We start from the raw sequence: 13,807 nt of genomic DNA, 5'->3' as shown, positions 1-13,807 counted from the left end.
TCATTCAACATTTTTTAAAATCAGTGTTACCCATTCATTATCGGGTATTTCCTCAATAAATTCAAATTCTTTATATTTTTCCAAAACTATGTTTTTATATTTGTTAATTATACCAGAAAGAATTAAATAACCGTTAACCCGTTTTTTTAAATCATTCGCCATAAAAATTAAAATATCGGCTATTATATTTGCAACGACCACATCATATTTTTCATCGGTATCTCCTGCACTTCCCACCCAAATTTTATTAAATTCAACATTGTTTAGCCTAAAATTTTCTTTTGCACTTTTAACAGCCAGTTCATCTGTATCGCACAAATTTACGACAGCTCCTTTTTTTGCAGCCACAATGGATAAAATACCGCTGCCGCACCCGACATCCAGTAATGTATTATCTTTTTTTACATATTTGTTAATCGCCTTTACACAGCTTCTGGTTGTTTCATGATGCCCGCTTCCAAAAGCAAGTGCGGGGTCAATTATTATATTTTCTTTATCATTTTTATTTTTATACCAGCTCGGATGAATATAAAACCCGCCTATTTCAATAGGTTTTATCGATTTTTTATAATTTTCTATCCAGTCAATATTTGATTTTTTTTCTACATTTGTTTTTATATTTATATTTGTATTAAAAATCTCTTCCAATGCACTCACATATTCTTTTAATTCTTCAATTAAAGGTTCAAAATTATCTTCACTCCTTAAAACAAGAGTGTTTTCTTTCTCTTCGATACCGTTATTAAACCTTTCAATCAAAAAATTTTCTATTTCATCTTTAAAAGAATCAGTCTGCACACTTAATTCAAAATAATTATCCTTCATTTTTACCGAGAACCCCTTCAAGCTTTTCTTTTAAAACCTGTGGTGTGAAAGGCTTTACAATATAATTGTTTACGCCAGCTTTAAGTGCTGTGATAACCTCTTTTTTACCGCCTTCTGTTGTTACCATAATTATAGGCAGAGATTTATATCTCTCTTCAGCCCTTATTTTTTTCACAAGCTCAAGTCCGTTCATATTGGGCATATTCCAGTCCGTTATAACCACCCTAATATCGGGATTTGACTGAAGTGCGTCCCATGCCTCAATACCGTCTCCCGCCTGAATTACATCTTTATATCCGAGTCTTGCCAACGTATTTTGAATAATTCTTCTCATAGTTGAGCTGTCGTCCACAACTAAAATTTTCATTTTTCCTCCTTAAATAACTCAAATAATTTTTTTAAATCTATTTTTCCCTCATAAAAAGCTTTTCCGACAATTACTCCGTAAATATTTTTTTCTTTGGCTTTTATTATGTCTTCTTCACTTGCCACCCCGCCGCTTGCAATAACCTTTTTTTTAGAAGCGTTTTGAATATTTAAAACAAAATCGAGATTAAGCCCTTTTAAAGTGCCGTCTTTACTTATATCTGTTGCAATTATACATTCAATTTGGGATTTTTCAAACTTTTTAGCCAGTTCTTCGGCTTTTATATTTTCTTTTTTCCCCCATCCGCTTACGGCCACATATCCGTCTTTTGCGTCTATTCCGACGGCAATAGGATATTTTTCAGCCAATTCTATAACCATTTCGGGATTTTTTGCGGCGACACTTCCCAAAATCAATCTGTTAATACCCAAATCCAAATATTTTTTTATTGTATCTTCATCTCTTATTCCACCTCCGAGCTGAATTTTCAAAGATGTGTTTTTTCTAATTTCCTCAATTGCTTTAATATTCTGGGGGCTTCCTTTAAATGCTCCGTTTAAATCCACCATATGAAGCCATTTTGCCCCCATATCTTCAAACTGTTTTGCAAAATTTAGCGGATTTTCGCTGTATATTTTTGCACTGTTCATTTCACCTTTTGTAAGCCTTACGGCCTTACCGTCTTTTAAATCTATTGCAGGAAAAATTATCATTTTATGCCTTTTACAAAATTCTCGAGTATTTTAAGCCCGGCGTTGTGGCTTTTTTCAGGATGGGGCTGAAAGCCGTATACATTGTCTTTATTCACCGCACTGACAAATTCATAACCGTAAATTGTTTTACCTATAACATATTTTTCATCACATACCACATGATAAGAATGGACGAAATATAAATACGGATTGTCCAAATCATTAAAAAGAGGCGAATTTTTGGCAAAAAACATTTTATTCCATCCCATATGCGGAATTTTATGCCCTTTCACCCTGCTTTTATCAAATTTAACCACTTCACCCTCTATAATTCCAAGCCCTTCATGTATGCCGAATTCTTCACTTTTTTCAAACAGCAGCTGCATCCCGAGACACACACCCAAAACAGGCCTGCCGGTATTTATAAATTCCCTCATGGCCTCATCCAGACCCGTTTTTTTTAAAAAATCGGCCGCATCGCCAAAAGCTCCGACTCCCGGAAAAATTAATTTGTCAAAAATTTTCAGCCTTTCAGGTGCTTTGACAACCTCAGCTTTTACACCGATTTTATCAAAAGCGTTTTTTACACTTGCCAAATTTCCCATATTATAATCAACTATTCCTATCATTTATTTCCTTTTTTTTTCTCACAACTCACAACTCACTATTTTATATCCTTACCCACATTTTTCATATAATAAGCCAGAGCGAATAAAAGAAGTGTTACAGCACTTATCAAAATTGCCGCATAAATAAGCATTTGCGGGGCGACCATGGCAAATTTAAATACAAGCATAAGCCCTTCGATTGCCAAAGCTATTATAATACTTCCCAAAAATTTAATCATCGTTTTATGAATGGCAAAAGGGTGTTCTTCCTTTTCTCCGACCACTTCTTCGCTCAATATGGTTTTAACCAAATCAAATATTGCTAAAGAAAGTGTTATTAAAATTGTCGATTCAAACATTTTTTTGACATCGATATTGTTAATCGTATACACAAAAAACATTTTAACACCGTAATAAAACAATAAAACCACAATGGCAAACAGTGCGGCGCTGAACATTGCATAAATAAGTCTGTTGAAATTATTAAACCAGACATCACCTTTTTCTTTGTGAATAAATTTCAAAATTTTCTCCAAAGGAATATCAATTACAGCCACATAGAGCAATTCACCTTTATTGTTAAAAACAGGTAAAGCCGCACTTACAACAATTTCCCCTCCTATAAGACTCGGATAAGGATCTGTCAAAATACATTTTTTCTCTTTTACAGCTTTATAAAAATATGTCCTGTTTGACTGGTTAAATTCTATATCATAATTTTTAAAACTCTCTTTATTTGTAATCATTTTGCTTATCTGTTTTCCGCTCGCATCCAAAATATAAGCGGCGTTGGCTTCGGGAAGTTCATTTATAATTCTTTTTAACCCTTCATATATTACATCAACCCCGATATTTGGCAATTTGTTTGGTATGTTTCTTTGCATTAAATAACAAAAATAGGCTCTTGCCTCTTTTCTGATTTTTTGAAAATCCTGAATTTCTTTTATATACATTTTTCTTCCTTTAATATTTTTACTAATTCTTCAATGCAAAGTCCCATTGCTGTTGATTCATACCCTTTTACATTTTTTATATATTTTTTACAAAACCCTTCCACCATACATGCTCCGGCTTTTCCTACCCATTCATTGGAATTTAAATAATTTTCCAAATCAGTTTTATCAAATTCATAAAATTCATAAATGGTTTCATCAACTCTTCCGTAAACTTTAGAATTTATTTTAATCCACATGGAAGTTATGATTTTAATATTTTCTCCACTTTGTTGTAAAAGTATTTTTCTTGCATCTTCACGGGATTTTGCTTTTCTTAAAATATTCCTGCCGTCACTTACAACCGTATCGGCGGTTATAATATTATCATTAAAACATTTGATACATTCTTTAAATTTTCCAAAACTTGCATTTACCACAAATTCATACGGGTCTTTAAACACCAGTTTGTCTTCATCAAAACTACAGTTTTTTTGAATAAAATCAATACCGGCGTTTTTTAATAATTCAGCCCTTGTAACAGAAGAAGAACAAAGTATCAGCATAAAACCCTTTTTAACTAAAATTTTACCAAAAATTGATATTCAAAAATATTTTTTTCATTTTGATAAAAATGAGAATATTTAATATTATATTTTTCACAAATTTTTTTAACAATATTCAACCCTATTCCCAAACCTCTTTTATGGGGCTGCTCTCTGTAATTTTTTTCAAAAATATTTTTTGAATCTTTTATTTTTTCACCGATGGTAGCAAATTTTAAAACAAATTTATTTTTATATTTTTTTAATGAAACAATAATCTCTTTACCTTTTGAATATTTAACGGCATTTGAAATATTATTGTCAATAACCCTCTCAAGCTCTATTTTGTTTATATTAAATATACAGTTTTCATCAATATCTGAGAGAAAATTTTTATTATGAGATTTTGCGATGCTGAAAAAATATTCTATTCTTTCTTTCAGTACCGATGCAATGTCAATATTTTCTGGTTTATATTCAACAACATTATTCGAAGATATATAAGCCAAATCCTCATAAGAATTACTGAGCATGGAAACAGAAGCTTCTATTTCATCTAAAATTTCTTCTTCCCCGCAGGATTCCCTTAGCAGTTCCACATTTAACAAAATAACATTAAGAGGTGTTCTTATCTGATGTATGGTGTCTACAACAAATCTTCTGTTTAAATATAAAAGTTTTTTATTTTTTTCTATTTCATCATTTAATTTTTCAAAAAGTTTATTATAACTGGTTTGAAATTCCGCTATTTCTTTTATAAAAGATTCATTCATTTTACATTTTCTGTTGTCTTTAAACGCTTTGGCCAATAAATCCAACTTTTTAATAAAATATTTTTTTGCAAAAAAATACATTAAAATAATAAATACAGCCATTAAAACAAAAATTATCCAAAAATTTTTAAAAAGTCTTCTTTCAGCCGTTTTTAAAGGAGTTAGGTTAAAATCTGTTTCAATTATCATTCTATTGTCTTTATTGTTTATAATCCCGTTTATTAATACAAATATTTTAAGGGTGTTGCCTCTTATTTTATAAATCATATTGTTATGCTTTTTAAAAACAGATACGATTTTATTTAATATTTCAATATTGCTTTTTTTTGCGATGTCTTTATTATTACTAAAATACAATAAAAAATTTTTTGAATAATTACAAAGCTCATTTACAGAAAGTTTTTTCTGATAACGGTTTTTGAAATTTATGGGATAGACTAGATATCTGTCCACAAAATAAATTTTTAAATTGTTAAGAGCAGGCTTTAAAAATTTATAAATTTTTTTTAATTTTGGGTAAATATCCACCACATAAGCCAACTGAAGCAGATATTTACCGTCCGAAGAACGGATTAAATAATATTTTTTTAAATTTTTTGAAGCAATATCCAGATGTATATAAGAAATATCTATTTTTTCTTTGCCGTTGAAAACATTGTCCAAAACTTTCTTATAAGCTGGGAAATGGCCTAAATCATAACCTATATCCGGCTGATACGTGCCGTTTATTATTTTATAATTTCTGTCTATTTGAAAAATCTCATATTTCCCCCTCTCAAGAGATGAATTTAAAATTTTTGCCGCCTGAGAAATATTAAATTTTCCGTTTTTATAAAACTTATTTAATTTAAATGTATTTTTGATGTTTAATTGTTCATGGATTTTATATATATATAAAGCCTTATCAAAAATATTTTTAAATTTGTCTTTAATTTTAAGGGCTTCTATTTTATGTTTGTTTATAAAATTGTTTCTCAGAATTTGTTCAGATTTATAATATTGAATATATACTATAGACCCCATTAATAAAAAAAAGGTAAAGAAAAAAATTACTATAATTTGGTTAATTGAAAATTTATACTTTGACAAACTTATATCCTATTCCTACGACACTGACTATATTATGGTTTGAAAGTTTTGCTTTTAAAGTACTTACCAATTGCCTGAGGGGATAGGAATCTTTTTTTTCACCTTCCCAGACAAATTCAATAATTTTTTCTTTTGTAACCGTTTTATCAAGATTGTCCAAAAGAATATATAAAAGTCTTTTTTCTTTTTTTCTAAGTTCCACCGGTTTGTTGTCTATAAACAAATCCATAGTACTTTTTACAAATTTTATGTTATCAACAATTATCTCATCATTTATTTCGTTTTTATTTATTAAATTGTTTATTCTTATCAACAATTCCTTGGCGTGAAACGGTTTTTTTATATATTCACTGCATCCGTAGCTGTACGCTTTTTCTATATCTTCTATTTCGGCCGAAGCCGTAATCATTGTTACAATGGCATTTTCGTCTTTGTGTTTTATAAGTTTTAATAATTTATGCCCGTTAAGTTTCGGTAAATTAATATCCAACAAATACAAATTGTAATTTTTTTCCAGAATTTCATTAAATGCCTCTTTACCGTCATTTGCAATTTTTACATTAAATCCATTTTTTTCCAATACCTTTTTTAATACATTTGCCAAAGGCAAATCATCTTCTACTATTAATATATCCATCCCCCTTTTTACTCCTTTTATAAAAATTTTTCTTTTACTTTTTCTATCATTTCATCTATTTTATCTGCATCTTTTCCTCCGCCCTGGGCAAAATCTCTCTTTCCTCCGCCTTTTCCTCCTACAATTGGGGCAAATTCTTTAATTAAATCCCCCGCTTTAATTCCATCCACACCGCTTGCGGCCACAATTGAAACTTTTCCGTTATTACTTCCTGCCAAAAATGCAACTAAATTATCTATTTTCCCTTTTAAATCAGTAGCAATTTCTCTTAAATTTGCATTATCAATTCTCTCAATTACAAAATTTATTCCGTCTTTTTCAGTTGGCTTTATCTCTTTAACAGCAGCTTTTTGAAGAATTTTAATTTCATCTTTTAATTTTTTAATCTCATCTTTTTGTTTTTCAATAAATGCTTTTATGTCTTTTGCTTTATTTTCAGCCTTAATCTCTTCCACCATGTCCCTGTAAGCTTTGGCATATTTATATGCACTTATCCCTGCAACTGCTTCAATTCTTCTGACCCCTGCACTTACGCCGCTTTCTTTTGTTATATAAAAACTTCCAATTTCAGATGTATTTTTTACATGCGTACCACCGCAAAGCTCTATCGAAAAATCCCCGAACTTAACAACCCTTACAATGTCGCCGTATTTTTCCCCAAAAAGTGCCATTGCTCCAGCTTTTTTAGCTTCATCAATCGGCATCTCGGCAACTTCCCCTTCAATTCCTCTTGCTATTACATTATTTACCATATTTTCAATTTTATCAAGTTCTTCTGCACTCAATGCTTTTGGATGGGTAAAATCAAATCTTAACCTGTTTGCTTCCACTAAACTTCCGGCCTGCGTTACATGTTCACCCAACACTTTTCTTAAAGCCGCCTGCAATAAATGCGTGGCTGAATGGTGTTTGGCAATTTCTCTTCTTGATTCATCCACAACAGCTTCAACCTCATCACCTGCTTTCAACTCGGCATCAACTACTCTTGAAAGGTTTTTTTCTTCAAATTTTTTAGTATCAATTACTTTTGCACACTCTCTCCATTCTCCGTTATCCATTTTACATTTAATTACTCCCCTGTCTCCGACCTGTCCTCCGCTTTCGGCATAAAAAGGAGTAACTTCCAGCATCACCCAGCCGTTTGCGTTAAGTTCATTTACTTCATTAAAATCTTCGTCAAAAAGGGCTTTTATTTTTGTTTTATGTTCCGTTTTTTCATAACCCACAAACTTATTTACCGGATATTTAACTAAATCTTTTAAATTAATCTTTTTATCCCCGCTTCCTTTCCAGTTTGCCCTGGCTCTTGTCTTTTGCTCCTGCATAAGTTTTTCGAATGTGTTTACATCAACTTTTTTCCCCACTTCTCTTAGCATATCCTGAGTCAAATCAAGAGGAAATCCATATGTATCATAAAGTTTAAATGCTATTTCCCCGCTGAAAACATCCCCGGCAGTTTTAGAAAGAGCCTCTTTAAACAGCTCCATTCCCTTATCAATTGTGGCAAAAAATCTCTCTTCCTCCATTTTCATAGCGTTTTTAACGGCCTCTTTTTTTTCAATTAAATAAGGATACTGATGCCCCATCTCCTGAACCAGGGTATCTACGATTTTATACATAAAAGGTTCTTTCATTCCCAGCATATATCCGTGTCTTACGCCCCTTCTTAAAATTCTTCTTAAAACATAACCCCTTCCTTCTCTGTCAAACCTGACCCCCTGGGCCAAAAGAAACGTAACGGCTCTTATATGATCGGCTATTACCCTGTGTGACGCTCCTTTTGAATCCGTAAAATATTCTTTTCCTGTAATTTCAACAACCTTGTTTATTAAAGGCTTAAAAATAGACGTTTCATAATTGCTTGTAACCCCTTCTTTTATAGCCGTAATTCTTTCAAGTCCCATTCCCGTATCAATACTCGGGCGTGGCAAAGGAGATAATTTGCCTTTTTCATCTCTGTTATACTGCATAAAAACCAGATTCCATATTTCAAGAAATCTGTCCCCTTCACCTCCTAAATAATCTTCAGGAGAATTGAATTTATCCGCCCCCTGGTCGTAATGTATTTCACTGCAAGGGCCGCAAGGACCGGTATCTCCCATCTGCCAGAAATTGTCTTTATCCCCCATTTTTACAATTCTGTTTTTTGGAACATACTTCTCCCAGATTTTGCCGGCCTCATCATCACTTTCGTGAATCGTAATCCAGAGCCTGCTTTTATCAAAGTTTAAAACATCCGTTACAAACTCCCACGCATATTCAATTGCTTTTTCTTTAAAATAATCTCCGAAACTAAAATTTCCAAGCATTTCAAAAAGTGTATGGTGGCGGTTTGTATAACCCACATTTTCCAAATCATTATGCTTTCCGCCCGCCCTCATACAAAGCTGAGAAGAGCATGCCCTAGGAGGTGTAGGGGCCGGTTTTTCACCTGTAAAAATAGGTTTAAACTGAACCATTCCTGCATTTGTAAACAGTAAACTCGGATCATCCGGCACAAGAGGTGATGAAGGGTAGACCTTATGCCCTTTTTTTTCAAAAAAATTTAAAAATTCTTTTCTTATATCCATAAATGGCCTTTTTTGATAAAATTTTAACTAAATAAAATAAAAATGAAAAGTGAAAAATGAAAAGTGAAAAGTTATATGAAAAAGAACTGAATATTTTAAAGAAAAAAAACAGACTGCGTAAAAGAAAAATATATGATGATAATATTATAGATTTGGCAAGCAACGATTATCTGGGTCTTGCTGAAAAAAAGACATTTTAGATAAAGCATATGAAAAGGCAAAAGAATACCACTCCCATTCGGCAAAAGCGTCAATGCTTGTAAACGGATATCATCCGGCCCATAAAATACTTGAAGAGAAACTAAAAGAACTTAATAATTTTGAAGAAGCAATAATTGTAGGAAGCGGATTTTTGGCAAATATGGCTTTGTTTGAGCTTGGAAGAGGGGGGGACGTTTTTTATGTAGATGAAGAATATCATGCAAGCGGAATAGCGGGAAGCAGGTTGACAAATGCCGAAGTCAAATTTTTTAAACACAACGATTTTGAAAATTTAAAAAAAATAAGCGTAAATTATAAAAAATACAACAGGGTTTTTACAGTGGTAGAAGGGATTTATTCCATGATGGGGGACAAGGTAAAAAAAGAAATTACCGATTACGCCCAGAAAATCGGATACCTGATTATAGACGAGGCTCACAGCGTAGGAATTTGTGGAGACAATTTAATGGGGATTACCGATGAATATAAATTAAGCCCGACAAACACCATCAAAATGGGGACCCTCGGAAAAGCACTCGGAAGTTACGGGGCATATATTCTGGCAAATAAGGAAATAATAGAATTTTTACTTAATAAAGCAAGAAGCATTATTTATACAACAGCCCTGAGCCCCGTTGATTCCCTTTTGGCTTTTTATGCCATTGAAGATATTACAAATAATCTTAATTTTTATAAAGAAAAAATAAAAAAAAGACAAAAATTATTTGATTCCCAATCCTTAATAAAAATAATCCCTTCCCTTTCAAACAAAGATTTACTAAAAAAACAAAAAGAACTTTTAGAAAAAAATATTTTAATAGGGGCAATACGACCCCCTACCGTAAAAAGCCCCATTTTCAGAATAATTTTAAGATTAAATGTAAGTCTTGATATAATACATGAAACATTAAATTCTTTGGGAGAAAAATGATAAAAAAAATATTTACTTTTTTATTGATGTCTTTAACGGCGGCAGTTATTGCAGGTTTAGGGTATTTTTTATATTTATATAACGACACAAGGTTTGTTGCGGCAAAAATAATATATTACAACCCGCCTGTTTCAGCCCGGTTTTTTGACAGAAACGGAAAGTTAATAGATGTCAGGTTTTCTAAACAAAACCGTTTTTATGTAAAATACAAAGACATTCCCGGACGTGTCATAGAAACACTGGTTGCCACAGAAGACACCTCTTTTTTTGAGCATGAAGGTATAAATATAAATGCAATTTTAAGAGCCCTCATTACGGATATAAAAGCCGGCAGAAAAGTTGAAGGGGCTTCGACAATAACCCAGCAGCTTGTAAGAAACATTTATTTAAACAGAAAAAAAACATTAAAAAGAAAACTAAAAGAAATAATAATATCTTTAAAAGTCGAACATTTTTTAACCAAAGAGGAAATTCTCGAGAGATATTTAAACCAAATCTATTTTGGTAATGGATATTACGGGATTGCCACGGCGGCTTACGGATATTTTCACAAAAAATTGAAAAATTTGAGCTTAAAAGAAATTGCAATGCTAATTGCCCTTCCAAAAGGTCCGAGTCTATATGACCCCACCAGACATTATGAGCTTAATTTAAAAAGAGCCGATTCCATTATTAAAAGACTGTATCTTTTGGGATGGATTACCCCCGAAGAATATAAAAAAGCGATACTTTCACACCCGAAAGTATATAAATACATGATTGAGCCGAAAATAAAAAATTTAGTAGGCTATGCAGTGGACAGCGCAATTTACAGACTCTCTAAAAAATACAAAAATCTGCTTTCACGTGGATATGATATTTATCTGACAATAGATACCAATATACAAAAAATTGCAAATGAATCCATAAAAGAAAATTATGAAAGACTGTTAAAACTTAATCCAAAATTAAATAAAAACGAGCTTAACGGCGCAATGATAAGCTTAAACCAAAAAACAGGTGAAGTTTTGGCTCTAATCGGGGGTGTCGATTATAAAAAAAGCAAATTCAACAGAGTTATTCAGTCAAGAAGAAGCGTGGGAAGCGCAATAAAACCGTTCATTTATCAAACAGCTTTGAATATAGGCTATAATCCGGCAAGTCTTATCCCGGATATTAAAAGAACATTTAAAATCCCAAGCAATACCCCTCAAGAAGATAAATACTGGAAGCCTAAAAATTATGAAAAAAACGCTCTCGGACTTATTACATTAAGAGAAGCCCTTGTCCATTCAAGAAATCTTGCAACCATAAACCTTGTTATGTCTATGGGATTAGATAATGTTATAAAAAATCTTTATAATTTCGGATTTGACAAACTTCCCAACAATTTAAGCATTGCACTTGGAAGCGCCGGGATTCCAATGTGGAAATTTGCCCAGCTTTATACAATATTTAGCAACTACGGCACAAAAAGTTATATTCATATAGTAAAAAAAATCATTTTGCCAAAAGAAGGGCTTATTATAAAAACAGAGCCGAAATACGAATATATTGAACCTGATTATCAGGCATATTTAATGATAGATATATTAAAAGATGTAGTCAAACACGGAACAGGTAGAAAAGCCAGGGTAAAAGGCATTGAAATAGCGGGTAAAACAGGGACAACAAATAACTTTACAGACGCATGGTTTTGCGGATTTACACCAAACACTCAAACTCTCATATGGTTTGGAAACGACGATTATTCAACACTCGGAGATAAAATGCCAGGCGGCAGGGTAAGTGCCCCGGTATTCAAAGAATTTTATAAAAAACTGTTAAACCTTCATCCGGAACTGATTAGACATTTTAAAAAACCTCAAAAAGTAAAAACATTTACATTGCCAAACGGTAAAAAAGAACTCTTTACCCCTCTCTCTCCTCCTCCAAAACAAAGCTCTTACGTACCGGTTTTTTAATTATATTTAGTAATAATTTTTACTATGTCTATAGGTGTTATTTTATTATCTTCTGCAATTTCTCTTAAAGTTTGAGTCTTTTTAGCATTTATTCCCTTAGATTTTAGAGTTTTAATAGTTTCATTTACATTACAACCGTATTTTTTACAAAAATCGCTAAGAGTCATTTTTCCAATTCCGCTTCCCGGTATAAACTTTACATTTTGAAAATTGCTATTTTTTTTAGGTTTTATTATTTCATAAATTTTAACAGGGGTTAAGTTATTTTTATTGGCAATTTCTTTTAAAGTTTCGTTTACATTAAATTTAATTCCTTTTTCTTTTAATTTATCTGTCGCTTGATTTAAAGGAATATTCAATTTATCACAAAAATCTTTTAAACTCAAAAGCTCTCCGTGTGCAATTGGTATCTCACTTTTTGAAACTTCCCAAGAATTTTTAATATACTCTTCTAAATCACTTACACTCTTAAAGGGTTGGATATTCTTTATTGTCCCAATAGATACCAAAGCTATAATTAAAAGAGCAAACACTGATTCTTTTTGTAAAAAAAGATATTTTTTTAAAGCCCTCCAATTAACAACAATATGCCAAATTGCTACAATAACCATAAAAAATCCAAAAATTACATGCAAATTATCCCATCCGTCTTTATCAATACCTAAAAACTTCCAGCCTGTAAAATAAGCCACCCTTCCATGAGGCATTATGTATAATACAATTCCACTAAAAATGATAATTATCGTTGCATAAAACAAAAACAGATCAATCCATTTTCTCATTTACATCTCCTAGATTTACTTTTATACTCCAAACTTGTTGTTTTATCTTCTATTTCACAAGTTATAAAACTATACATTCCCTTATAACCTTTTACTTCTACTCTATCCCCAGGCCTTATATTGATATTTTGTAAAGTCCAAGTAGGTGCAATTGCTACTTTTAAAGTAGCATTATCAGTTTTTACATCTGCCATCCACCAATAAATACCTTTTCTAAGACCAGGTAATGTATAAACTCTCTCAACAACTCCATAAAACTCATTATTGTAGTACTTAGAACTTTTCATCATTCCCATTTCGTGTTTTGAACTTATAATTTGATTAAATTCACTCATAGAAATAAATTGTGGAGTATAATCCCCGCCATATCTTCTTAACACTCCAACAAAAGCTCTCATATGATTACGGCTTCCTTTTTCAAGATTTTGATAAACTAAGTTTATATCTTTATTATTACTTCTTTTAATTGCTTCTTCTAAATCTTTAATATCCAAATCTTCTATTGTAGCTCCTACCATTAAAGCGTCTTTTAAACTCATTGAGCCTTTCTCAACCAATTCATTATAAAGTTTTTGAAGCTTTTTACTCTCAAATACACCTACCCTGTCTCCTGTTTTTTCAACCGGGTCATTTAAACCATATTTATCTAAAAGCAATTTAATCATATGCATATGCCAATTTTCACTTTTTGAAATATTTTTAAATACCGGCAGTTTCCATTTTTTATATAAAGTCAGATAAACATCCCTTGCTAATTTTTCTTCTTCTCTCATATGAAGTAAGTCATTAATTTCAACTTTTGATAAACTCTCTTTAGGTAAACTTAATACATAATTTTCAATCGGCGTTTTTGCATAAGCACTACTTAATAAAACTCCTAAAACTAATGCGCTTAATAATTTTTTCATTTCT

At 31.7% G+C, this 13,807-nt stretch carries 14 protein-coding genes; 3 read left to right on the top strand and 11 right to left on the bottom strand.

Translation table 11 applies throughout. The annotated features are described in order from the left end of the window. From DZ67_RS0108835 to alaS, 9 genes are read right to left on the bottom strand one after another with little or no spacing between them, the layout of a single operon-like run. Positions 1-825, bottom strand: a complete 825-nt coding sequence (locus DZ67_RS0108835) for a 50S ribosomal protein L11 methyltransferase (RefSeq protein ID WP_024788270.1) — start codon at positions 823-825, stop codon at positions 1-3. Further along, entirely contained in the window at positions 815-1,192 is a 378-nt protein-coding gene (locus DZ67_RS0108830) for a chemotaxis response regulator CheY (RefSeq protein ID WP_024788269.1), read from the bottom strand. The genes DZ67_RS0108835 and DZ67_RS0108830 overlap by 11 nt, the downstream gene beginning before the upstream one ends. After that, complete coding sequence (hisA, locus tag DZ67_RS0108825) at positions 1,189-1,905, bottom strand: 1-(5-phosphoribosyl)-5-[(5-phosphoribosylamino)methylideneamino]imidazole-4-carboxamide isomerase (RefSeq protein WP_024788268.1); 717 nt, start codon at positions 1,903-1,905, stop codon at positions 1,189-1,191. Before hisA ends, DZ67_RS0108830 begins: the two co-directional genes overlap by 4 nt. Then, on the bottom strand, positions 1,902-2,513 hold the full coding sequence (gene hisH / locus DZ67_RS0108820; protein ID WP_024788267.1) for an imidazole glycerol phosphate synthase subunit HisH: 612 nt from the start codon (positions 2,511-2,513) through the stop codon (positions 1,902-1,904). Before hisH ends, hisA begins: the two co-directional genes overlap by 4 nt. A 35-nt stretch (positions 2,514-2,548) precedes the next feature. After that, the gene (locus DZ67_RS0108815; RefSeq protein WP_024788266.1) at positions 2,549-3,445 is read right to left on the bottom strand and encodes a PDC sensor domain-containing protein; all 897 of its coding nucleotides are present in this window, start codon (positions 3,443-3,445) and stop codon (positions 2,549-2,551) included. After that, positions 3,436-3,990: a septum formation inhibitor Maf gene (gene maf / locus DZ67_RS0108810; RefSeq protein ID WP_024788265.1), complete on the bottom strand. Its 555-nt coding sequence runs from the start codon at positions 3,988-3,990 to the stop codon at positions 3,436-3,438. Before maf ends, DZ67_RS0108815 begins: the two co-directional genes overlap by 10 nt. Before the next feature lie 14 nt (positions 3,991-4,004). Next, complete coding sequence (locus DZ67_RS10325; RefSeq protein ID WP_024788264.1) at positions 4,005-5,831, bottom strand: sensor histidine kinase; 1,827 nt, start codon at positions 5,829-5,831, stop codon at positions 4,005-4,007. Further along, positions 5,818-6,468: a response regulator transcription factor gene (locus DZ67_RS0108800; protein ID WP_024788263.1), complete on the bottom strand. Its 651-nt coding sequence runs from the start codon at positions 6,466-6,468 to the stop codon at positions 5,818-5,820. Before DZ67_RS0108800 ends, DZ67_RS10325 begins: the two co-directional genes overlap by 14 nt. Positions 6,469-6,485: 17 nt before the next feature. Then, entirely contained in the window at positions 6,486-9,038 is a 2,553-nt protein-coding gene (gene alaS / locus DZ67_RS0108795) for an alanine--tRNA ligase (RefSeq protein ID WP_024791042.1), read from the bottom strand. Positions 9,039-9,094: 56 nt separating this feature from the next. Here alaS and DZ67_RS10990 point away from each other — a divergent pair, with 56 nt between their 5' ends. Genes DZ67_RS10990 through DZ67_RS0108785 form a run of 3 tightly spaced genes read left to right on the top strand, consistent with a single transcriptional unit; the run spans position 9,095 to position 12,113 of the window. After that, positions 9,095-9,238, top strand: a complete 144-nt coding sequence (locus tag DZ67_RS10990) for a hypothetical protein (RefSeq protein WP_236620026.1) — start codon at positions 9,095-9,097, stop codon at positions 9,236-9,238. A 53-nt stretch (positions 9,239-9,291) separates the two neighbouring features. Continuing rightward, the gene (locus DZ67_RS10120; protein WP_236620025.1) at positions 9,292-10,170 is read left to right on the top strand and encodes an aminotransferase class I/II-fold pyridoxal phosphate-dependent enzyme; all 879 of its coding nucleotides are present in this window, start codon (positions 9,292-9,294) and stop codon (positions 10,168-10,170) included. Then, positions 10,167-12,113, top strand: a complete 1,947-nt coding sequence (locus DZ67_RS0108785; protein WP_024788260.1) for a transglycosylase domain-containing protein — start codon at positions 10,167-10,169, stop codon at positions 12,111-12,113. Before DZ67_RS10120 ends, DZ67_RS0108785 begins: the two co-directional genes overlap by 4 nt. On the opposite strand, the gene DZ67_RS0108780 is transcribed toward DZ67_RS0108785, so the two are convergent. Next, on the bottom strand, positions 12,110-12,895 hold the full coding sequence (locus DZ67_RS0108780; protein ID WP_024791040.1) for a DUF4405 domain-containing protein: 786 nt from the start codon (positions 12,893-12,895) through the stop codon (positions 12,110-12,112). The two genes, DZ67_RS0108785 and DZ67_RS0108780, sit on opposite strands and share 4 nt — an antisense overlap. Further along, a complete protein-coding gene (locus DZ67_RS10480; RefSeq protein WP_024788258.1) occupies positions 12,892-13,803 on the bottom strand; it encodes a DUF2202 domain-containing protein in 912 nt (303 codons plus the stop codon). Before DZ67_RS10480 ends, DZ67_RS0108780 begins: the two co-directional genes overlap by 4 nt. Between the last annotated feature and the right edge of the window lie 4 nt (positions 13,804-13,807).

It is taken from the genome of Lebetimonas sp. JS138 (genome assembly GCF_000523335.1).
Lineage (GTDB): Bacteria > Campylobacterota > Campylobacteria > Campylobacterales > Nautiliaceae > Lebetimonas.
Note: the sequence above shows the minus strand (reverse complement) of the source record. Positions and strands in the feature narration are given on the sequence as shown.